At 65.9% G+C, this 20,327-nt stretch carries 21 protein-coding genes; 5 read left to right on the plus strand and 16 right to left on the minus strand.

Going from position 1 to position 20,327, the window contains the following annotated elements:
- Positions 1–385: 385 nt before the first annotated feature.
- Entirely contained in the window at positions 386–940 is a 555-nt protein-coding gene (locus J1N50_RS01910; RefSeq protein WP_215349791.1) for a fasciclin domain-containing protein, read from the minus strand.
- A 146-nt stretch (positions 941–1,086) separates the two neighbouring features.
- On the opposite strand from J1N50_RS01910, the gene J1N50_RS01915 reads away from it, so the two are divergent.
- Positions 1,087–1,542 carry a DUF3429 domain-containing protein gene (locus J1N50_RS01915; RefSeq protein ID WP_246552953.1) on the plus strand — a complete coding sequence of 152 codons (456 nt, stop codon included), beginning with the start codon at positions 1,087–1,089 and terminating at the stop codon, positions 1,540–1,542.
- Between the two features lie 2 nt (positions 1,543–1,544).
- Here the strand turns inward: J1N50_RS01915 and J1N50_RS01920 are convergent, their stop codons facing one another.
- From J1N50_RS01920 to J1N50_RS01940, 5 genes are all read right to left on the minus strand, one after another.
- Positions 1,545–2,234 (minus strand): GTP cyclohydrolase I, encoded by a 690-nt coding sequence (locus J1N50_RS01920; protein WP_215349794.1) that lies wholly within the window; start codon positions 2,232–2,234, stop codon positions 1,545–1,547.
- Positions 2,235–2,392: 158 nt separating this feature from the next.
- Positions 2,393–3,904 carry a cryptochrome/photolyase family protein gene (locus J1N50_RS01925; protein WP_215349797.1) on the minus strand — a complete coding sequence of 504 codons (1,512 nt, stop codon included), beginning with the start codon at positions 3,902–3,904 and terminating at the stop codon, positions 2,393–2,395.
- A gap of 177 nt (positions 3,905–4,081) precedes the next feature.
- On the minus strand, positions 4,082–5,458 hold the full coding sequence (locus J1N50_RS01930) for a cryptochrome/photolyase family protein (protein WP_215349800.1): 1,377 nt from the start codon (positions 5,456–5,458) through the stop codon (positions 4,082–4,084).
- The gene (locus tag J1N50_RS01935; RefSeq protein WP_215349803.1) at positions 5,455–5,664 is read right to left on the minus strand and encodes a hypothetical protein; all 210 of its coding nucleotides are present in this window, start codon (positions 5,662–5,664) and stop codon (positions 5,455–5,457) included. Before J1N50_RS01935 ends, J1N50_RS01930 begins: the two co-directional genes overlap by 4 nt.
- Positions 5,661–6,605: an NAD(P)/FAD-dependent oxidoreductase gene (locus J1N50_RS01940; RefSeq protein WP_215349806.1), complete on the minus strand. Its 945-nt coding sequence runs from the start codon at positions 6,603–6,605 to the stop codon at positions 5,661–5,663. Before J1N50_RS01940 ends, J1N50_RS01935 begins: the two co-directional genes overlap by 4 nt.
- A 202-nt stretch (positions 6,606–6,807) precedes the next feature.
- On the opposite strand from J1N50_RS01940, the gene J1N50_RS01945 reads away from it, so the two are divergent.
- Both J1N50_RS01945 and J1N50_RS01950 read left to right on the plus strand, forming a co-directional pair.
- A complete protein-coding gene (locus tag J1N50_RS01945; RefSeq protein ID WP_215349809.1) occupies positions 6,808–7,395 on the plus strand; it encodes a LuxR C-terminal-related transcriptional regulator in 588 nt (195 codons plus the stop codon).
- A gap of 344 nt (positions 7,396–7,739) precedes the next feature.
- Positions 7,740–7,967: a hypothetical protein gene (locus tag J1N50_RS01950; protein WP_058455491.1), complete on the plus strand. Its 228-nt coding sequence runs from the start codon at positions 7,740–7,742 to the stop codon at positions 7,965–7,967.
- 243 nt (positions 7,968–8,210) lie between these two features.
- Here J1N50_RS01950 and J1N50_RS01955 read toward each other — a convergent pair whose 3' ends face one another.
- The 4 genes from J1N50_RS01955 to J1N50_RS01970 are packed head-to-tail and all read right to left on the minus strand — an operon-like array spanning position 8,211 to position 11,726.
- Complete coding sequence (locus J1N50_RS01955) at positions 8,211–8,807, minus strand: ABC-type transport auxiliary lipoprotein family protein (RefSeq protein ID WP_246552956.1); 597 nt, start codon at positions 8,805–8,807, stop codon at positions 8,211–8,213.
- Positions 8,808–8,821: 14 nt separating this feature from the next.
- Complete coding sequence (locus tag J1N50_RS01960) at positions 8,822–9,763, minus strand: MlaD family protein (protein WP_215349814.1); 942 nt, start codon at positions 9,761–9,763, stop codon at positions 8,822–8,824.
- The gene (locus tag J1N50_RS01965; RefSeq protein ID WP_215349817.1) at positions 9,763–10,620 is read right to left on the minus strand and encodes an ABC transporter ATP-binding protein; all 858 of its coding nucleotides are present in this window, start codon (positions 10,618–10,620) and stop codon (positions 9,763–9,765) included. Before J1N50_RS01965 ends, J1N50_RS01960 begins: the two co-directional genes overlap by 1 nt.
- Positions 10,620–11,726, minus strand: coding sequence for an ABC transporter permease (locus J1N50_RS01970; RefSeq protein WP_215349820.1), 1,107 nt, complete (start codon positions 11,724–11,726; stop codon positions 10,620–10,622). Before J1N50_RS01970 ends, J1N50_RS01965 begins: the two co-directional genes overlap by 1 nt.
- Before the next feature lie 90 nt (positions 11,727–11,816).
- Here J1N50_RS01970 and J1N50_RS01975 point away from each other — a divergent pair, with 90 nt between their 5' ends.
- Positions 11,817–12,542, plus strand: a complete 726-nt coding sequence (locus J1N50_RS01975) for an HAD family hydrolase (RefSeq protein ID WP_215349823.1) — start codon at positions 11,817–11,819, stop codon at positions 12,540–12,542.
- Here the strand turns inward: J1N50_RS01975 and J1N50_RS01980 are convergent.
- From J1N50_RS01980 to lgt, 6 genes are all read right to left on the minus strand, one after another.
- Entirely contained in the window at positions 12,539–13,831 is a 1,293-nt protein-coding gene (locus tag J1N50_RS01980; protein ID WP_215349826.1) for a cystathionine gamma-synthase family protein, read from the minus strand. The two genes, J1N50_RS01975 and J1N50_RS01980, sit on opposite strands and share 4 nt — an antisense overlap.
- 85 nt (positions 13,832–13,916) lie before the next feature.
- Positions 13,917–15,200 (minus strand): MFS transporter, encoded by a 1,284-nt coding sequence (locus tag J1N50_RS01985; RefSeq protein ID WP_215349830.1) that lies wholly within the window; start codon positions 15,198–15,200, stop codon positions 13,917–13,919.
- Positions 15,201–15,304: 104 nt separating this feature from the next.
- Positions 15,305–16,039 carry a peptidoglycan editing factor PgeF gene (pgeF, locus tag J1N50_RS01990; RefSeq protein ID WP_215349869.1) on the minus strand — a complete coding sequence of 245 codons (735 nt, stop codon included), beginning with the start codon at positions 16,037–16,039 and terminating at the stop codon, positions 15,305–15,307.
- A gap of 23 nt (positions 16,040–16,062) precedes the next feature.
- Positions 16,063–16,581, minus strand: a complete 519-nt coding sequence (locus J1N50_RS01995; protein ID WP_215349833.1) for a GNAT family N-acetyltransferase — start codon at positions 16,579–16,581, stop codon at positions 16,063–16,065.
- Positions 16,578–17,648: a class I SAM-dependent methyltransferase gene (locus J1N50_RS02000; RefSeq protein WP_215349836.1), complete on the minus strand. Its 1,071-nt coding sequence runs from the start codon at positions 17,646–17,648 to the stop codon at positions 16,578–16,580. The genes J1N50_RS01995 and J1N50_RS02000 overlap by 4 nt, the downstream gene beginning before the upstream one ends.
- Entirely contained in the window at positions 17,635–18,456 is an 822-nt protein-coding gene (gene lgt / locus J1N50_RS02005; protein ID WP_425516924.1) for a prolipoprotein diacylglyceryl transferase, read from the minus strand. The genes J1N50_RS02000 and lgt overlap by 14 nt, the downstream gene beginning before the upstream one ends.
- Before the next feature lie 135 nt (positions 18,457–18,591).
- Here lgt and J1N50_RS02010 point away from each other — a divergent pair, with 135 nt between their 5' ends.
- Entirely contained in the window at positions 18,592–20,301 is a 1,710-nt protein-coding gene (locus J1N50_RS02010) for a class I adenylate-forming enzyme family protein (protein WP_215349842.1), read from the plus strand.
- The last annotated feature ends 26 nt before the right edge of the window (positions 20,302–20,327 follow it).

Consider the following 20,327-nt stretch of genomic DNA (forward strand, 5'->3'; position numbering starts at 1 on the left):
CTGACGGTATCTCGACATGGCATCACCTGTGTGAGGTGTTGCACTTCGTTTGTGAACTCAAGGACAATGTTGGGAAAAATTCCGTGGGGGCTCGCACAGCGGTCGCGGTCAAGATCGCATCGGCGAATCCCGGCTCGCAACAAAATGGCAAGGGACGGTCTTTGAGAATGGACTAGCTCAGCCAGCAAGAGGCGGGCGCGAACCGCGCCGTGAAGGCGCAAGGCCGTGGCGGCGGCGCCGAAGGCGGGTTAATCTAATCCGGCGCGGCATTCAGGCCGCGCGCGGGCGCATCGAGACCTTCGGGAGCCTTCGGCCGACGGGCGCCAACAGACGCGAGTCGGCGCGGGAGACGGCGCGATCGACGAGCGCGATCGCGCCTCTTGTATCAGCCCGGAAGGAGGACGCCGTCGATCACGTGGATCACGCCGTTCGACTGGAGCACATCTGCGGGGCCGATCTTTGCCTTGCCGCCCTTGGCATCGCCGACATACCAGGCGCCGTCCTGCTGCCAGATGGTGAGCTTTCCGCCTTGGACGGTGGTCAGGACGGCCTTTCCGCCATTGGCTTGCGCCCGTGCAGCAAGGTCCGCGGCGGTAAGACGGCCGGGAACGACATGATAGGTGAGCACGCCGGTCAGGGCTGCCTTGTTCTCGGGCTTCAGCAAGCTATCGACCGTGCCGGCCGGCAACTTTTCAAAAGCGGCGTTGGTCGGCGCGAATACCGTGAAGGGGCCCGGCGACGCGAGCGTGTCGACAAGGCCGGCCGCCTTCACGGCGGCGACGAGCGTCGTGTGGTCCTTCGAGGCGGAGGCATTCTCCACGATATTCTTCGTCTCGTACATGGCCGCGCCGCCGACTGCGGGGTTCTTGGCGGCGGCGGTACCCGCGGCGATGGTCATGCTCGCAGCCGCGATCGAAAGTGCAATGCGGGAAATGGACATAGGTCGTTCCTTTGCAAACCGTCCCTGGGGGAAGGGGACCAACCCTGTCTACGTTCCCCTTGCTGTGGCGGCGACATGTCCTTTCGGGCGGGGGATGCATCAAAGGGCAGATTGCGCCAGGATAGGGCAGGCGGAATAATCCAATGATGGCCGAGCCTATTCTCTCCATCTCCCGGATGCAGGAAACGCTCGGCTACGCCGGGCTGCTTCCCCCCGCCGCATGCCTGCTGTTGCCGCTCGCGTGCGGTCCGGATTATTACTGGACCGCGCTCGCTCTTCTCTATTTCTATCTCGCCTCGATCCTCTCCTTTCTCGGCGGCCTCTGGTGGGGTTTGGCATCGTCCCGGCCGTCGACGCCGCGCTGGACCCCCGTGGCGGCGGTGCTGCCCCCGCTTGCGGTTTCGGCGAGTTTCGTGCCCTGGCTTGTCGGCTGGTCGTGGCCGAAGCCCTCGCTCGCGGTGCTGTCGCTTGCCCTCATCCTGTCGCCGCTGGTCGATCGGGCCATCGTCGGCGGGCATGCCGGTGCGACCGATTGGAACAGGTTGCGACGCCGCCTTTCGATCGGCCTTGGTGTTTCGGGGCTCGCCTTCGCCTTTATCTAGGGTCAGGATCTGCCATCGTTCTTGGGAACCGCAATTCTCTGGCGGGAGAGGCTCGCATTGGCGGCGCGCGTCCAGGATGCGAGTGGGCCGGGGCCCATCAGCGCGGCAACGGCGCGGCGCATCTCCGGATCGTCCCGGAAGCGGCCGAGCATGATGCGTGTGGTCACCGCGAGGTCGGTCGCGGGCATACCGGTGACCAGATCGACATGCGCGGTTTCGATGATCACCGCGACACCCTTTGGCGACAGCCGGTCCCAAATCGCTTCCGCGAAGTCAGCGGTGAGTCGCTCCTGCGTCTGAAGGCGCCGGGCAAGAATGGTCAGAGCGTGCCGGAGCGCGGAGGCTTCTGCGACCATGGCATCGGGCAGGTAGGCGACTGTCGCCATACCGGTCACCCGGGCAAGATCGGTTTCCCGGATCATGTCGAACGGTGCGTTTCGCAAGACTATCGTCTCCGGGCCCCCCCACTCCCTGCCTGCTCTTGGCCTGACATCGAACATCACGCCTTCCCGGTGTCCCGAGAGGGCTGAGCGCAAGGCCCGAGCGACCGTGCCCGGCGTCTCGCGCAAGCCCTCCCGGTCGGGGTCCTCGCCGATCCAGCGCAGCATGGTCCGAATGGCTTCGACGACATCGGCGGGAACGGTGCCGGAGCCCTCGCCGGCCGGCGTCTCGCTTGGGAATTTGGCTGACATGGGCTTGCGTGCCGTCGGCGCTTCCTGGGGATCGGGGCAGAATAGCCCCGCCGCAACCGTCTCTCGCGTGGAAGCCCGGGCAACAATATGCCTCTTAGGGCAGCCCGCGATGCCGTCGGCGAACGCGGCGGTCGGTGCGATCCGTCCGCGGTTCCGACTTACTGCAATGCGTCCAGGAAATTGCGCGCGCTGGCGCGCACATTTTTCCGCTCGGCGTCGCTGAAACGCATCCAACTGTCTGCGGCCATTCGCATGCGCGGGTTGGCGCGGAGCATCGTCGCATGACGGGCGATGAAGTCCCAGTAGAGGAAGTTGAACGGACAGGCATTGGCGCCGGTTCGGCTCTTCACATCATATCGGCAGCCGCGGCAGTAATCCGACATCCTGTTGATATAGGCGCCGCTTGCAGCATAGGGCTTGGAGGCGAGCAGGCCGCCGTCGGCAAACTGGCTCATCCCGATGGTGTTCGGCAATTCGACCCACTCATAGGCGTCGGCGTACACGGCGAGGTACCAGCGGTGCAAGTCGGCGGGGTCGACGCCGACCAGCAGCGCAAAATTACCCGTCACCATCAGCCGCTGGATATGGTGGGCGTAGGCTTCCTCGCGGGTTTGCGCGACGCAGGACGCAAGGCAGGTCATATCGGTGTCGCCGGTCCAATAGAGCGCGGGGAGCGGCCTCGACGCGCCGAGCGCATTTTCGTCCGCATAACCCGGCATCCGCCACCAATAGATGCCGCGAACATATTCGCGCCAGCCAAGAATCTGCCGAATGAAGCCCTCGGCGGCGTTTATCGGTATCTTTCCGGTGCGAAACGCGCTGTCGACGACCCAGCACAGACGGCGTGCGTCGAGCAGGCCGGCATTCAGATAGTGGGCGATCGCCGCGTGGTAGAGAAATTTCTCGCCGACCAGCATCGCGTCCTGATAGTCGCCGAAGCGCGCAAGACGCGTGCTCACGAAATCCTCGAACGCGGCCCTCGCGTCGCTGCGGGTGACCGCGAACCAGAAAGGCTCGAGCGTCCCGAAATTGTCGGGGAAGTTTTCCGTCACCATGGCAAGGACCTCGCGCGTCACGCCGTCCGGCGCAAATTGCAGGGGCCGGGTCATCATGAGATCGCGCGTTGCGGCGTTGCGGTTGTCGCTATCGAAATTCCACTTGCCGCCCAGCGGCTTGTCGCCGTCCATGAGAAGGCCGGTGCGCCGCCGCATCATCCGGTAGAAATGTTCCATGCGAAGCTGCGAGCGCCCTTCGGCCCACGCGGCGAATTCGCCGGAACTGATGAAAAAGCGATCGTCGGGGACGATTGTCACGTCGGCGACCGATCGCAGGATTTCGGCGACGCGATGTTCGCCGGCTTCGGTCACGCGAAGCGGCAATTGGCCATAACGGCGTCTGAACCGTTCGATCTCTGATGCGAGCGAGCCGCTATTTCCGACATCGTCGAGCCGCACATACTCGACGTCCCACCCGTCGGTACGCAGTTCGGCAGCGAAGTGACGCATGGCGGAGAAGACGAAGGCGAGCTTTTTGCGATGATGCGCGACATAGCCGGCCTCGGCTGCGACCTCGACCATGAGGACACGCGTCCTGGCCGGATCGAGCCCGCGCAGCGACGAAATGGCCGGGGTAAGCTGGTCGCCGAGGATAAGGACGAGCTGGTTTTTCAATCCCGCTTTCCTCGTGCTGCGGTCATCCGGCGATCATGCGCATCGATCTGGCGGCCACGGCATATCCGGGCGATGATTTTCCCGATGGCCATCCGAATGGCCTTGAGCGCTTTCGAGCGGCGCCGACAGCTGGACTTTCGGGCAAACCGCGCCGCAGGGGCTTCGGCGCGACCTTCGTCAGGCGCGCAGCGACTCCCACGCCGCAAGCGCTCGGCTCCGGGCCTCCTGGTGGCCGACGAGCGGCGCCGGATAGCCGCCAATGCCGGTCCCGCCGCCATGCATTGCGGCAATCTCGCTGTCGCCGAGCCGCGAGAGTTCGGGCACGAACGCGCGGACATAGTCGCCCATCGCAAACTTCTCGCACTGCAGGAGCGGCGACATGATCCGCGAAAAGACCGGCGCATCGACGCCCGTGCCCGCGACATATTGCCAGTTCATCGCATTTGAACCGAAATCGGCGTCGAGCAATGTGTCCCAGAACCAACGCTCGCCGCGCCGCCAGTCGATGAGGAGATGCTTGACGAGGAAGGAAGCGGTTATCATCCGGACGCGGTTGTGCATCCATCCGGTGCTCCAGAGTTCGCGCATACCGGCATCGACGACAGGATATCCTGTCCGCCCTCGGCACCATGCGCGAAAGTCCCGATCCGCCGCCGCGCCCGTTCGCCACGGGAAGCGGTCGAAGGGAGCGCGGCCGTTCCGTTCGCCATAATCGGGCATTTGATCGACGAGATTGAGACCATGTTCGCGCCAGCCGATTTCGGATCGAAAGGCTTCGGCGCCGGGATCGTCGCGGTCGCCGAGCGCATGCCAAAGCGTTCGCGGACTGATTTCGCCGAAGTGGAGATGGGGGGACAGCCGCGATGTCGCGGGCCGAGCCGGAAAGTCGCGGTCGGTCTTGTATTCCCCAGCGGCCGGGAGCCAGTCGCGAAGTGCGCGAAAGGCTCCCTTCTCGCCGGGCAGCCACGCGCCGAAGCCCGAGGCCCAATCGGGCCCGGTCGGCGTCAGGCGCCACGTTGCAAGCCTTTCCGACGCCGGCCACTGCTCGGGGCCAGCAATGCGGTCCGGGGCCGGTAGCGGCAGCGCGGGCGGCATCCGCTCCAGCAGCCGTCGATACCATGGGGTGAAGACGCGGTAACGCTCGCCGCTCATGTTCGTGATGGCCGACGGCGGGGCGAGATAATTGCCGTCGTGCAGCACGAGGTCTGCGCGGGCCGACAGGGCCGCGTCGATCCGCTTCCACCATGGCTCGTAACAGCGCGTCGCCAAGACATGGCGCGTGCCGGTTTCGATCATGATCTTCTCCAGCTCGGCCGCCGCTGGGCCGCGCCGCAAAACCAGCCTGCTGCCGCGCTTGCGGAGGCTGCCGTCGAGGGCCGTGAGGCTGTGGTGAAGCCACCATCTTTGCGCTCCGCCGATCGACCAATCCCCGGGCGCCTGATCGTCCAATATATAGACCGGCACGACCGCGCCCTCGGCTATCGCCGCGGTCAGCGCGGGATGGTCGGTGAGCCGGAGGTCCTGCCGGAACCACAAGATCGAAGGTCTGGTCATGCGGTTCCCCGATCCGTGCTCCCGTCGTCGGCCAGGGTTTCGGGCGGTGCGGCGCAGCGCCGCACCGCCCGGCGATGACTATCCATCGCCCCCCACCGCGGCAAGGGAAAGGTCGCAAGGGCCCCGCCGCCGGTGGAACCGTCAATGCCCGCGATCGCCAGAGCGAGACCCCCGAAGTCCGCGCCGATAACCACGGCGGCGGTCATCGGTTTGCTCCCGCCGCGATCGCCGCGCCCAGCACATGGCCGGACAACCAGGCATATTCGGCAAAGCCATGATACAGCCAGTCACCGCAGGCGCCGAGCCCGATCGCATCGTTCCAGAGTGTCGTGAGGTCCCGGCCCGAGGGCTGGGCAAACAGCCAACGGTGTGCGGCCGAATGGAAAGGGCGCGGCAGGGGGCGGCCGGCGACATCCGCGAGAGCGGCAAGAAGTGCCTCCGCCACATCGGCGCTGTCGTGGCCCAGATTCGCCTCCGACCATGTCCAGTCGGCCTGCACGACCCACCGTTCTCCGGGCGTGCGTCCCGGCTTGGCGCTGTCGCGAGCGGCGGTCACGATGGGGCCGGCGCCGCGCAGGAAATCGGGAAGATCGGCAATGTGCTCGCGAAAGGCGAACATCGCGCTCCACGATGGATAGGATCGCACCGACATGGCGGCGCGCGCCATCTCGAAGTCGTGAAGCGACAGGAGCGGCGCCGCCTGCTCGGAGGGGATCGCGACCACCGCCGCATCGAAATCGCCGAGGCGGACCGCTTCGCTGTGCAGTGTCCAGCCTTCGCCCGATCGGGTCAGGGCGGTAACCGGGGTCGAGAGGCTGACATCGATGCCCGAGGCGAGCGCCTTTATCGGGGCCGTCATCGTCGGCGTCCCGACCCAGCTGTCGGCGCCGGCGGCAGGCCAGCGCGCGGCAAGCCCCGCAGCCTCCCACTGGCCAACGAGGCGCCTGAAGCCGTCCGACCGGGCCGTGAAATGGGTTGCGCCGTGGTCGAAGCCGACCGCCCGGCCCCTGAGCTCGGACCGCCGCGTTGCAAGCCGCCCCCCGACGCCGCGAGCCTTGTCGAAAACGGAAACGGCAATGCCCGCGTCCCGCAGCCGGTGGGCGCAGGCGAGGCCCGAGATTCCCGCGCCCACGATCGCTACATGCATGGAGGGCACCGGACCATAGCGTCGATCGACAACGGAATGCAGGAGGCGGAGGTATAGCGAACCGCACCGCGGCCCCGGTCATCATGGATCATCTGGGTTTTTCTCGTCCCGCCGCATTCCGGCGCCGACGAGGCTTGCATGAGAGGGGGCAAGTGTCGCAACATGTCCCTTGGGGCATGAGGCGAGGAGCAGACAGGAAGCTATGTCATTGAAGACGATGATCGCGGCGAGCCCGATCGCTGCGGTGATCAGCGACCCGCGGTTGCCCGACAATCCGATCGTCGAATGCAATGCGGCGTTCGCGGCGCTGACGGGATATGCGCGCGAGGAGATTATCGGGCGGAATTGCCGTTTCCTAACCGGCCCCGGCACCGAGCCTGAACTGACCGAGACGCTGCGCGCCTCAATCCGCGCGCGTCGGCCCGCGCTCGTCGACATCCTGAACTATCGCAAGGACGGCTCGCCGTTCCGCAACGCCGTCCTCGTCGCGCCGATATTCGGGGTCACCGGAAAGCTCGAATATTTCCTTGGCTCCCAGATGGAAGTAGGGGGCGTCGACGATGCGGCTGCCCAGCGCACCGCAAGGGCGCGCCAATTGATCGATGCGCTTTCGCCGCGGCAGCGCGAGGTATTGAAGCATATGGCGAGCGGACAGCTCAACAAGCAGATCGCATTCGCACTGTCGTTGTCGGAGCGCACGGTGAAGATGCACCGGTCGGCCCTTTTGCGGGCGCTCGGCGTCGAGACCACCGCCGATGCCATCCGGTTGGCGGTCGAAGCCGGTTACTGACGGCCGCCGAACGCGGCCCTTGCAGGCGCTTCGGATCGGGAGCCAGCCTTTGTCTCTGCTGCGCAGGCTGTGTTGCCGTTTCTGCCATTTTGGCGGTGCGGGTCGGGTAGATCGGCCGTAATCGGCTGGCTGTTTGCCACGTCGCGCCGCGACGCATGGGCAGGAAGCGCAGCCTTGCGCTTCAAGAGTTTTGGCCAATTTCTGGCGCTCACGGCGGGATAAGCAAAGCCCCTTTTTCACGGCCTCAGCCCCCTTGACTCGACTCGCTTGCTTCCCAAAATCTGTTCCCGCGGCCTGTTGCCGCACGACGAGAAAGGAATGGCGACAAGGAAGGAGGCACGATCATGTCCGAGCCATTTTCCCGTTTTCTTCATCCCTTTGACGTGGCGCGTCACCCGAGCCTGGAGCCCGAGGTCAAGCGCGCCCTCCTCGCATCCTGGGCATCGGACCGCTCGGCGGTCCGCAACCGGCCGGCGCTCCGCAAGCCGCCGGGCGTGCGGCGCGCGGTGCCGGTCGACGATGTACTCGCTGCGCTCCGGTCGCTCGACGGCGGCGAAGCGCGCGCACCATGACCGAGCAGGCGCTGATCGCACGGTATGCCTACCTCGATATAGTCGGCCAGCTGGAAGCGCCGTTCGAATTCCCGGCGCGCCATGCCGCGGTAGAGACAGGCGTTCGATGGCGACTGCGTCGATCAGCCCGAGGCGGTCGGGGTTTCGCACATGATCGAGAGCGGGCGCGCCCGTCAGCCCGCACCGACGACTATCCTCGCGATCGCGGGCGGGCCGATCCGGATCGCGGTCCGATCGGCGGCGTCAGCCCCCCAGCCAAGCTGCGACATCGACCGCGACCTTGTTCGCCGCGCGCGCCAGCGCTTCGCCCGCGGGCTTGGCCTCGATCTTGGCAGCCAGGGGTTCGCGGACCTCGAAGCGGCGCTGCGTGACGGTCTTGCCGCCCGCCGAGACCAGCATTGCCTGATAAACGACGACCGCCTCGTCCGAGCGCGCGTCGATGCCGAACTCCATGAGCTGCCCCGCGAGTTGTTCGCCGGGTGCGGTCAGATATTGCCCCTCGTCGAGGACGACGCGGGCGGTGCGCGCGGCGACGGTTTCGGACACCAGCCGCTGGAACAGCCGCTGCGGCGCCTCGACCCATTGCGCGTCCTTCACATAGGTGACGCTGCTGTCGTCCTGCTGCACCGGAATGCGGGTCGTGCGCAGCTTTTGCGGCGCGGTCGGGATCAGGATCGTCAGGGTCGCGGCTTCGGCGGCGGTACGGGCCTCGCCCGACGTCGGCGCAGCGTCGGCGTCGAGCGTCAGCAGGAAGGGCGGCGTCTTGCCGCCGAGCCCGATGCAGCCGGTGAGGCAAACAGCAACCACGGAAGCGAGCAGGGCGGTGCGGGTGGTTCGCATCATGGACATCCTCATCATTGCTTGTAATCGGGCAGCTTGCTGCCGCCGAGGACCGCGCCCGCGCCCTGCTGGTCCAGCTTGTCGGTCAGGCTGGACAGCGAGGCGGAGGTGCGGCGGAGATCGCGGATCAGCGCATTGGCTTCGGGGATCGTCGTGTCGCTGAAGGTCTTGAGGCCAGGCCGCGCGTCGGCGATCGCCGATTCGAGCGTTTTCATCGATGCGTTGGCGGACTTCAGCGTATCGCGCAGATTTGCCATCGCCGGGTCGACGTTGCGGTCGATCGTCCCTTGTGCCGAGGCGGCGAGATTGCCGACCTGCTCGGCGGCGTTGCCCGCCTGCTGGATCGCAATGCGCGCGTCGGCGAGCGCCCTTTCGAGCGCCGGGCCGTTGCGCGCGAGCGTCGCGGTGGTCGCCTCCACATTGTCGAGGATGTTGGCGAAGCTTTCCTGATTCTTGTCGTCGGCGAGTTCGGCGAGGCGCTCGGTCAGTGTCGAGAGGCGTTGCAGCAATTGCGGCGCCGTGTTGAGCAGTTCGCCGAGACCGCCGACGCGCGTCGGGATGACGGGCTTGCCGGCGGGCCCCTTGTCGGTGATCGGTGGTGCGCCCTTTACCGCGCCGTCGAGCGAGATCTGCGAGACGCCGGTGAAGCCGACGCCTTCCAGTGCGGCGGTGGTGCCTTGCAGGATCGGCACGCCCTCGTTCACCTCGATGCGGACGCGGACGAATTGCGGATCGTCGGGCCACAGCGCGATTGCCCGCACCTGGCCCGCGGGGACGCCCGAGAATTGCACCTGCGCGCCCTTGTTAAGGCCATCGACCGACTGCTTGAAGAAGATGTCATATTCGCGCTTGGCGCCGCCGCTGTCGTTGGCGAGCCAGACGACGAAGCCGGCGAGGGCGAGCGTGAAGAGCAGGACGAAGGCCCCGACCAGCACATTGTTCGACCGCGTTTCCATCAGCTCTTCCTATCCTGGGTCTGGTTGCAGCTCGAGGCGGCGCGGCCGCGCGGGCCGTTGAAATATTCCTGTATCCACGGATGCTCGGTGGCAAGCAGTTCGGGAATCGTGCCGACTGCGATGACGCGTTTTTCGGCGAGCACCGCGACGCGGTCGCACGTCGCATAGAGCGTATCCAGGTCGTGGGTGATGAGGAAGACGGTGAGGCCCATCGTGTCGGCAAGGCCGCGGATGAGTTCGTCGAACTTGGCGGCGCCGATCGGGTCGAGACCGGCGGTGGGCTCGTCGAGAAAGAGCAGGGCCGGATCGAGCGCGAGCGCGCGGGCGAGGCCGGCGCGCTTCACCATCCCGCCCGACAGCTCCGCGGGAAATTTGGGGCCGGCGTCGGGGGGCAAGCCGACCATCGCGACCTTGTATGCGGCGATCTCGTCGAGCAGTTTCTGGTCGAGGCGCGGATAATATTCGCGCAGCGGCACCTGGATATTCTCGGCGACGCTGAGCGTCGAGAAGAGCGCGCCGCCCTGGAACATCACGCCCCAGCGGCGGCGAAGGTCGCGCGATTCCTCTTCGTCGGCGATCGTGTCGAGCGTCTTGCCATAGACTTCGATCTCGCCCTCGGCGGGAATCTGGAGCCCGACGATCGAACGCAGCAGCACCGACTTGCCGGTGCCCGACCCGCCGACGACGCCCAGTATCTCGCCCGAGCGGACGTCGAGGTCGAGATTGTCGTGGATCACCGCGTCGCCGAACTGGTTCCGGAGGCCGCGGATGCGGATCGCAAATTCGAACGTTTCGGGGCGCACCGCCTCGGCGGCGGCAAGCTCTTCCCGGATCTCGGCCTGAACCTCTTCGCTCATCAATTCCACCCCAGCGAGGAGAAGAAGACGGCGAAAAAGGCATCGAGAACGATGACGAGGAAAATGGCGGCGACGACCGCCGATGTGGTGCGGCGGCCGACCTCCTCGGCATTCTGGCGCACCTGCATACCTTCGTAACAGCCGGTGACACCGATCAGGATGCCGAACACCGGCGCCTTGATCAGCATGATGTAGAAATCGTGCATCGGGATGATCTCGCGCAGCCGCTGCACATAAGTCAGCGGCGGGATTTCCAGCCCGACCCAGCAGAAGACGCCGCCGCCGATGATCGCGCAGATGCTGGCGTAGAAGCCGAGCAGCGGCATGGTGATCGTCGACGCCGCGACGCGCGGCAGCACGATCGCCTCCATCGGCGAGACGCCGATGGTGCGCATCGCGTCGACCTCTTCGGTCAGTTTCATCGTGCCGATCTGGGCGGCGAAGGCCGACCCCGAGCGGCCGGCGACCATGATCGCGGTCATCAAGAGGCCAAGTTCGCGGAGCGAGGCGCGCCCGACGAGGTTGATCGTGAACACCTCCAGCCCGAATTGTTCGAGTTGCACCGCGCCCTGCTGCGCGATGACGATACCGATCAGGAAGCTCATCAGCCCGATGATCGGCAGCGCGTCGACGCCGACGGCCTGAAAGCGTGTGACGACGGCATTCCACCGCAGGCGGCGGCGGGCGCGGATCTGGATGCCGAGCGCGATGATCATCGCGCCGAAGAAGCCGACGATGCCGAGCAGTTCGTGCCAGATGGCAAGGGTGGCCGTGCCGACCTGTTCGAGCATCCGCTCGATCGGCGAACGGCGGTCGCGGTGGACGGCATATTCGCTCTTGTCCTCGCGCAGCGCTTCCAGCAGCCGGTGCGCTTCGGGGCTCGCCCCGATGACCTTCGCGCCATGTTCGTTGACGGTGCGGGTGACGATCCATGCGCCGACGGTGTCGATTCGTTCGATTGCGGAGAGGTCGATCGTCGCGATCGGGCCGAGTTCGTCGAGGCGCGCGGGGACATCGCCAAGGCGCGCCAGCGTCAGCCGACCCGTGAAGCGGACCGCAGCGCCATCGGCGCCGTCGTCATGTTCGAAGTCCGCCCTGGCCACCATCTCGCGGGGGACATTGTCTTATTTGCCCCGCGACGGCAAGCGAATCCGATGCCGCTTGGCCGTCGGCGCGCGGCGTCCTATGGACCGGGCATGGATGTTCCGACGCCGCCCGTTCCGACCGATTACCGCCATCGCGTGGCGATGTACGACATGGACCGAACGATAACGCGTTCAGGGACTTACAGCGGATTCCTGATGCATGTTGTGCGCCGGCGCCAACAGTGGCGCCTGCTGCTGCTGCCGCTGGTCGCGCTGGCGGGCGCGGCCTATTCGCTGCGGCTGATCGACCGGTCGCGGCTGAAGGCGATCAACCTGCGCCTGCTCGTCGGCAAGCGGTTCAGCCGTGACGAGATCGCCCCGCTCGCCGAAAGCTATGCCGATCAGGTGATCGGGCGAGGGGTGCACGCGGCGGCGCTCGAGCAGATCGCCGCCGACCGCGAGGAGGGATACCGGCTGCTGCTCGCGACGGCGTCGTTCCATCTCTATGTCGACGCCATCGCGCGGCGGCTGGGGATCGACGATGTGCTCGCGACGCGGCTCGACGAGCCCGATGGCGCCGATCATATCCATGCGCGGCTTGCGGGCGACAATTGCTATGGCGACGCGAAATTTGCGCGCATTTCGGATTGGCTCGCCGACAATGACATCACGCGCGATCAGGCACATATCCGCGCCTATTCGGATCATGTCTCCGATCATCCGATGCTGCATTTCGCCGACGAGGCGGTCGCGACGACGCCGTCGCGCAAGCTGAAGCTGCTCGCGCCGAAAATGGGGTGGCAGGTGGTCGACTGGCGCGCGCGGCGCGATCGTTAGACCGCGTCCAGCGCCTGCGCGAAGTCGGCGATCAGGTCTTCGGCGTCCTCGATGCCGATCGACACGCGCACCAGATTATCGGTGATGCCCAGCGCCTTCTTGCGCTCGTCGGGAACCGACAGGTGCGTCATGGCCGCGGGGTGGCTCGCCAGCGTCTCGGTGCCGCCGAGGCTGACCGCGAGCTTCGCGATCTTGAGCGCGTCGAGAAAGCGGAAGCTCTCGGCTTCGCCGCCCTTGATGAAGAGCGAGAAGGTCGACCCCGCGCCCGAACAGTGGCGGTCGTAAATATCCTTCTGCCGCGCATCGCTGATGAAGCCGAGATAGCCGAGCCCCTCGACCTTCGGATGATCGCGGAGGAAGGTGCAGACCTTCAGCGCATTCTCGCCCGCGCGGCTCATGCGGAGTTCGAGCGTTTCGAGGCTGCGGAGCAGCATCCACGCGGTGTTGGGGTCGCAGATCGTGCCGATCGTGTTGCGCATCGGGCGGATCGCGTTGATCAGATGCTGGTCGCCCGAGACGCCGCCCGCGACGAGGTCCGAATGGCCGCCGGCATATTTGGTGAGGCTGTAAACGACCAGTTCTGCGCCCTGCTTCAGCGGCTGCTGCCACAGCGGGCCGAGGAAGGTGTTGTCGATCGCGATCGCGGGCTTATGCTCGCCGGGGAAAGCGGCGTCGCGCGCGGCGCGGACGGCCTCGACATCGACGAGCGCGTTGGTCGGGTTCGCCGGGCTTTCGAGATAGACGAGCGCGACCTTGCCGCCCTTTTCGGTGGCGAGCGCCTTCGCGCGGTCGAGGATCGCGTCGATCTCTTCGCGGGTCGCGCCGGCCGGGAAATCGAGGAAGCTGACGCCGAAGCGCGACAGGATGCGCGCGATCAGCGTTTCGGTCGCAGCATAGAGCGGACCCGAATGGACGATCACGTCATTCTGGTTCACGAGCGCGAGGAGCAGGGTCGCGATCGCCGACATGCCGCTGGAAAAGACGAGGCTGTCGTCGGCACCGTCCCAGACCGCGAGGCGGTCCTCGAGAATTTCCTGGTTGGGGCCGTTGAAGCGCGAATAGACGAGGCCGTCGGCCGGGCCTTCGCGCTTGCCGGTGATATGTTCGAAGAAGCGCTTGCCCGCGGCGGCGCTTTCGAAGGCGAAGGTCGAGGTCAGGAAAATCGGCGGCTTCAGCGAGCCTTCGGAGAGCACGGGGTCATAGCCGAGTCCCATCATCAGCGTTGCCGGGCTCAGCTCCTTGTCGCCGATTTTCTTGCTGTTCGTCTTGGGTGTGCCGCGCATGGCCATGGGATGCTCCTTTGAGATTGCCCCGCCTATAGCAGCGCCGGTTTCATTTGAAACTATATTGCGCCGGTCGTTCGTCCCTTTTCCGTCAATCCTCGACGATCAGGCTGCGCTCTTTCGTTTCGGGAAGCAACAGCGTCGCGACGCCGGCCATGCCGATGACTGCTGCGACATAGAAATAGAACGCCCATTCGATCCCCGCGCCTTTCAGCGCGAGCGCGATCATTTCGACGGTGCCGCCGAAGATCGCGTTGCCGATCGCATAGGGCAGCGCGACGCCAAGGCCGCGGATATGCGCCGGAAACAGCTCGGCCTTCACCAGCGCGTTGTTCGCGGTGTAGCCCGCCTGGAAGGTCAGGGGGATGAGGATCAGCAATGTCGCAACGACGGGCGAGGCGACGGTTTCGAGCGTCAGGAAGGTCGGCGCCGCGACGATCGCGCCGCCGATCCCGAAGAGGAGCAGCATCGGCTTGCGCCCGAAGCGATCGGCGAGCGCGCCGAAGACGGGCTGCATCAGCGTGAACCAGATCAGCGCGACCGCGATGATATAGGTCGCGGTCGCCTTGTCGAAGCCGACGGTGTTGAACAGATATTTCTGCATATAGCTGGTGTAGGTATAGGCCGCGAGCCCGCCGCCCGCCGACAACATGCCGACGAGGATGCTTTCGCGCCGATGCTCCTTCCACAGCAGCTTCGCGGTCGAGACGGGGCGGTCGGCCGCCTGATTTTCGAACGACGGCGTCTCGGCGAGGTTGCGGCGCAGGAGATACACCGCGAGCGCGAGGAAAGCGCCGATCACGAAGGGGATGCGCCATCCCCATGCGGTGAGTTCGGCTTCGGTCAGAAAGGCCTGCAAGATCACCGCGACGAAGATCGCGCTGAGCTGGCCGCCGATCAGCGTCATATATTGGAAGCTCGCCCAGAAGCCGCGGTGATCCTTGGGCGCCATTTCGGAGAGATAGGTCGCGCTGGCGCCATATTCGCCGCCGAGCGACAGGCCCTGCAGCATTCGCGCGACGAGCAACGTCGTCGGGCCGAGCAGGCCGGCGGCGGCATAGGTCGGCGCGACGGCGATCAGCATCGAGCCGCTGAACATCAGCGCGACCGACAATGACAGCCCCGCCTTGCGCCCGCGCGTGTCGGCGAAGCGCCCCATCACCCACGCGCCGATCGGGCGCATGACGAAGCCGACCGCAAAGATCGCGGCGGTGCTGAGGAGCTGCGCGGTCGGGTCGGCCTTCGGGAAGAAGACGGGGGCGAAATAGATGGCGAAGGCGGCGTAGGCGAACCAGTCGTACCATTCGACGAGATTCCCTGCCGATCCGCCGATGATCGATACGAGCCGTTTGCGCGGGATCGCCAAGGCCTTCATCCGTCTTGTCTCCCGCCATCCTTCGTTCGTCATGCCGGACTTGATCCGGCACCCCCCGTCTTCGATGAAGCTGGACCCCGGATCAAGTCCGGGGTGACGAAGAATTACCTCAAGCCGATCAGCGATATCTGGCGGCCGTAGCTGTTTTCGCCTCGATGGCACGCGCGGCGATAGCTGAAATAATCCGCCTCTTCGGCGTAGGTATCCTGCCCGCCGATGGCAATTCGGCTGACCCCCGCCGCAGCCAGGCGCGCAGCGACATAGGCGGCGATGTCGAACATCGCATGGCCGGGCTTTCCCGCAGCAAAGAAGCGTTCGTTCGCGGGGTCGTCGGCGAGAAAGCGCTGCACGAAGCCCTCGTCGACCTCGTAGGAGGCGCGTCCGATGCAGGGGCCGATCGCGACCGCGATGTTCGCGCGGCTCGCGCCGAGGCCTTCCATCGCGGCGAGCGTCGCATCGCTCACCCCGGCGATCGCGCCCTTCCACCCCGCGTGCGCCGCACCGATGACCCCGGCCTCGGTGTCGGCGAAGAGGACGGGGACGCAATCGGCGGTCAATATGCCGAGGAGGATACCGGGGGTTCGCGTCGCGAGTGCGTCGGCCTCGGGCCGCGCGGCAAGGTCGGTGCTGTCGTCGACGATGACGCAGCGGTTGCCATGGACCTGATAGAGGCCGGCGAGCGCCGCGCCGGGCAGCACCGCTTCGGCGGCGCGATGGCGGTTCTCGGCGATCAGCGCCGGGTCGTCGCCCGAGCCGAGGCCGCAATTGAGCGAGGCGAGATCGCCCGACGATACGCCGCCCCGCCGCCCGAAGAAGCCGTGCGGCACATTCGCGAGCATCGGCGCGGCGACGAAGGGCGCGCTCACAGGTCGAGCCTGAAGAAGCGATCTTCGTCGATATGGTTGCCGACGCGGAAGGCGTTCCGCCCGACGTCGTAGAAGCCGTAGCGACGGTAAAAGGCCTGCGCGCGGTGATTCTCGGTGAACACGGAGAGATAGAGGATCGACGCACGCTCGCGCGCCCAGGCGATGCCCCATTCCATCAGCGCCGCCGCGACGCCGGTGCCCTTCGCGGCTTCGGCGACGTAAAGCTGGTGGAGTTCGACGGCGTCGTCGGTCGGCTGCTCGGGCGGCAGATCGAATTCGACCGGGCCCATCTTGATAAAGCCGAGGATTGCGCCCGCATCGTCGCGCACCAGCGCGATGCCGTGCCCGGCATCCCCGATCTGCGCGCGGACGCGCTCCGGAGGATTCCAATCGGCAAGGAAGGCCGACAGGTCGGCGGGGTCGTAGATATGCCCGAAGGTATCGGTAAAGGAGCCGTTCGCGAACATGGCGATCGCTTCGGCGTCCTCGGGTTTCGCCAGGGCGATGGCGGTCATACGGGGTCTCCTGAAAATCCTGCGGGTGCGGGCCAGCCGGGCGCGGTGATCGCGATCAGCTTGAAGAGTTCGCCCATTTCGCCGGGCTCGACAAGGCGGTCGCGCTGGCTTTCGAGTTCGGCGGCGCGGTCGGGGGCGGCCGCGGTGAGCGACGTCAGCCGCGCGTCGATGCCGAGACGCCTCAGCCAGTCGCCCTGCGTCGCAAGGCGGCTGATTGTGACGCCCGCCGGTCGTGCTGCGTCGGCAAGGGTGGTGAAATCGACATGCGCGGTGAGGTCGGCCTCGCCGGGATCGACGAAGGGATCGGCAAATTTGTGGGCCTTCACCGCCTGCAGCGTGTCGCCCGCGGCGGGGCCGGCATAGCCATAGTCGATCGCAAGCATCGCGCCGCCCCGTCGCGCGATGCGGTAGGCGCAGCGCTGCATGATCGCCGCCGAGACCGGCGCCGTCTCGACGATCGTCCCCTCGGGCCGGTCACGCAGGACGGCGGGAATCGCGTCGCCGGCCGGGGTTTCGCCGGCTCTCGGCGCGAGCCTGCCATCGCGCCGCCCGACCATTCGCTCGCGCCAGCCGTCGGCGGTCCGCACATATTGGTGGATCGGCAGCGCATCGAAAAATTCGTTGGCGACGATGACCAGCGGCGCGTCGTCGGGGAGCGCGTCTATTTCGTCATGATGCTCGGCTTGCGGGAGGCGTGCCGATTGTGCCGCGCGCAGCGTCGGGCTGGTTTCGACGAGATCGACGCCCACCGGCACGCAGCCGAAACGCGACGCCGCCCGGAGCGCATCGGCGGCGAGCGTACCGCGGCCGGGGCCGAGTTCGACATATCGGAAGGGTGGGCCACCCGCGCGGCTCCACAGGTCGGCGATCCAGATACCGACCAGCTCGCCGAACATCTGGCTGATTTCGGGCGCGGTGGTGAAATCGCCCGTTCGCCCGAGCGGATCGCGCGTCGCATAATAATGCGCGTTGGCGGCCGCCATAAAGTCGGCGATCGTCATCGGCCGCGCGGCGGCGATATCCTTTAGCAATTGGTCGGGAGCGGGCGGGCCGTCAGGCAACGGCATCGGGTCCGGCGACCGGCTCGACCCGCTGGCGCCGGCGCTTCGCGGTCGCGATGAGCCAGAGCCCGATCACGATCATCGGCACCGTCAGCCACTGGCCCATCGACAGGCCGGTCGCATCGACCACCCACTGGCGCTGGACGTCGGGTTCGCGGAAAAATTCGACCGTGAAGCGGCTGAGGCCGTAGATGAGCGAGGCGAGGCCGACAAGGAACCCCGGCTTGTACCGCGCGTCGGTGCGCCAGAAGAAGAAGGCGAGGACCGCCATCATCACGATCCCCTCGAGTCCCGCTTCATAGAGCTGGCTCGGGTGGCGCGGTTCAAGGCCGCCGCGCGGAAAGATAATCGCCCATGGCACCGCCGTCACGCGGCCCCACAGCTCCCCATTCACGAAATTGGCGAGGCGGCCGAGGAAGAGGCCGAAGGGAATGACGCAAGCGATATAGTCGCAGAAGCGCAGGAAGCTGAGCTTTTCCTTACGCGTCACATACCAGATCGCAGCAAGTACGCCGAGCACGCCGCCGTGCAGCGACATGCCGCCGTCCCACAATTTGAAGATCTCGACCGGTTGTTTCAGATAGGATTCGAGATTGTAGAACAGCACATAGCCGAGGCGGCCGCCAAGGATGATCCCGAGCATGGCATAGAAGATCATGTCGTCGGCGTGGCGCCGCGCCATCGGGGCGCCCGGCTGCGCGATCAGCTTCAGCAGATACCAATAGCCGAGGAAAATGCCCGCCAGATAGGCGAGCGCGTACCAGCGGATCGGCCATCCGAAGACGCTGAAAGCGACCTCGCTATGCTCGCCCATCAGGTCATGGAAGTTAAGATATTGCGTCGCTTCGGCTAAGGTTGCAAAAAGAAACATATAGTCGCGCTGTCCTTCCCCAGGAGAGGCCTTCCCCATAGGGGGTAAGGCGAGCGAGACCAAGAGGAGAGATGCCCCATGCCTTCCGCGCTCGATCTGCGCCTGGAATCCGCGTATAATCTGATCACGGGGCCGGGCGGTCCGATCCAGGTGGGTTCCGTCGAACGCTTCGGCCGCCAGCTGCCGTTCATCACCAACGCGCCGACGAACCTTGCCGATTATGTCGCCTATTTCAGCGCGATGCACGGCGATGCGACCTTTCTGGTAGAGGGCGACGAGCGGCTGAGCTTCAAGCAGGTCTATGCCGCGGCGCGCAAGGTCGCGGCTGGCCTGATCGACGGCCACGGCGTCCAGCGTGGCGACCGCGTCGGCCTTGCCATGCGCAACGCCAACGCGTGGTGCGTCGCCTATATCGGCATCCTGCTCGCGGGCGGCTGTGCGACCCTGCTCAACGGCTGGTGGCAGGGCGGCGAGCTCGCGGCGGGAATCGACGATGCCGAGGCGAAGCTCGTGATCGCCGACGCGCAGCGCGCCGCGCGACTCGCCGAGCCGGGCGTCAGCCATGGCGCCAAGGTCGTTGCGCTCGACATCACGAAGCCGATCGACGAAGCGATCGCGCCGCTGGCAGCGGGCGGCAGCGCCGAGACCGCGCTGCCGGTGCTGACCGGGCAGGAGCTGGCGACGATCCTCTTTACCTCGGGCTCGACCGGCCAGTCGAAGGGCGCCTATTCACGCCACGAGGCGGTGGTGCAGGCGATCTTCAACTATGTGACGCAGACCGCGAGCATCGTGCACCTGCTGACCGAGGACGGGCAGATGTCGGATATCCAGCCCGCCACCCTGATCTGCACGCCGCTGTTCCACGTCACCGCCGAAATCCCGGTGTTCCTCCAGAGTTTCGCGCTCGGGCGCAAACTGGTGCTCATGCCGAAGTGGAACGCCGACGAGGCGATGCGGCTGATCCAGGACGAGAAATGCAATTATTTCGTCGGTGTGCCGCTGATGAGCTATGAAATTCTCGTCAGTCCGAACCGCAAGAATTACGACCTGTCGACCTGCAAGAGCTATGCCGGCGGCGGCGCGCCGCGCCCGCCCGAGCATGTCCGCCGACTCGCGTCGGAGATGGGCGATGCCAAGCCGCTGCTCGGCTATGGCCTGACCGAAACCAATGCCGTCGGTTGCGGCATCATCAACGAGAATTATGTCGAAAAACCGCTGTCGACCGGCCCGGCGTCGAAGCCGCTCGTCGATCTGGCGATCCTCGACGAGCTGGGGAACGAACTGCCGCAGGGTAGCGTCGGCGAGGTTTGCATGCGATCGGTGTGCAACTTCGAGGGCTATTGGAACAATGAGGCCGCGACGAAGGCGGCCTTCTTCGACAATGGCTATTTCCGTTCGGGCGACCTCGGTTACCTCGACGAGGATGGCTATCTGTTCATCGTCGACCGCAAGAAGGACATCATCATCCGCGGCGGCGAGAATATCAGCTGCCAGGAGGTCGAAGCCGCAATCTACGAACATGCCGAGGTCAATGAATGCGCGGTTTTCGGTTTGCCCGACGAGCGGCTCGGCGAATGCGTCGGCGCGGTCGTTTGGACGAAGCCCGGCAGCGAATTGACCGCCGACGCGTTGACCGCGTTCCTCAATGCGCGCCTCGCCCCGTACAAGGTGCCGTGCCGGATCTGGATGTCGAACGAGGCTTTGCCGAAGCTTGGCAGCGAAAAGATCGACAAAGTGACTTTGCGCAATCGCTATCGCGAGGAATATAAGGCGGAGGCGACCGCGTAACCGAACCGGGCGAAGGAGCGAAAGAG

The sequence above is a fragment of the Sphingopyxis soli genome (assembly GCF_018682675.1).
Classification (GTDB): Bacteria; Pseudomonadota; Alphaproteobacteria; order Sphingomonadales; family Sphingomonadaceae; genus Sphingopyxis; species Sphingopyxis soli.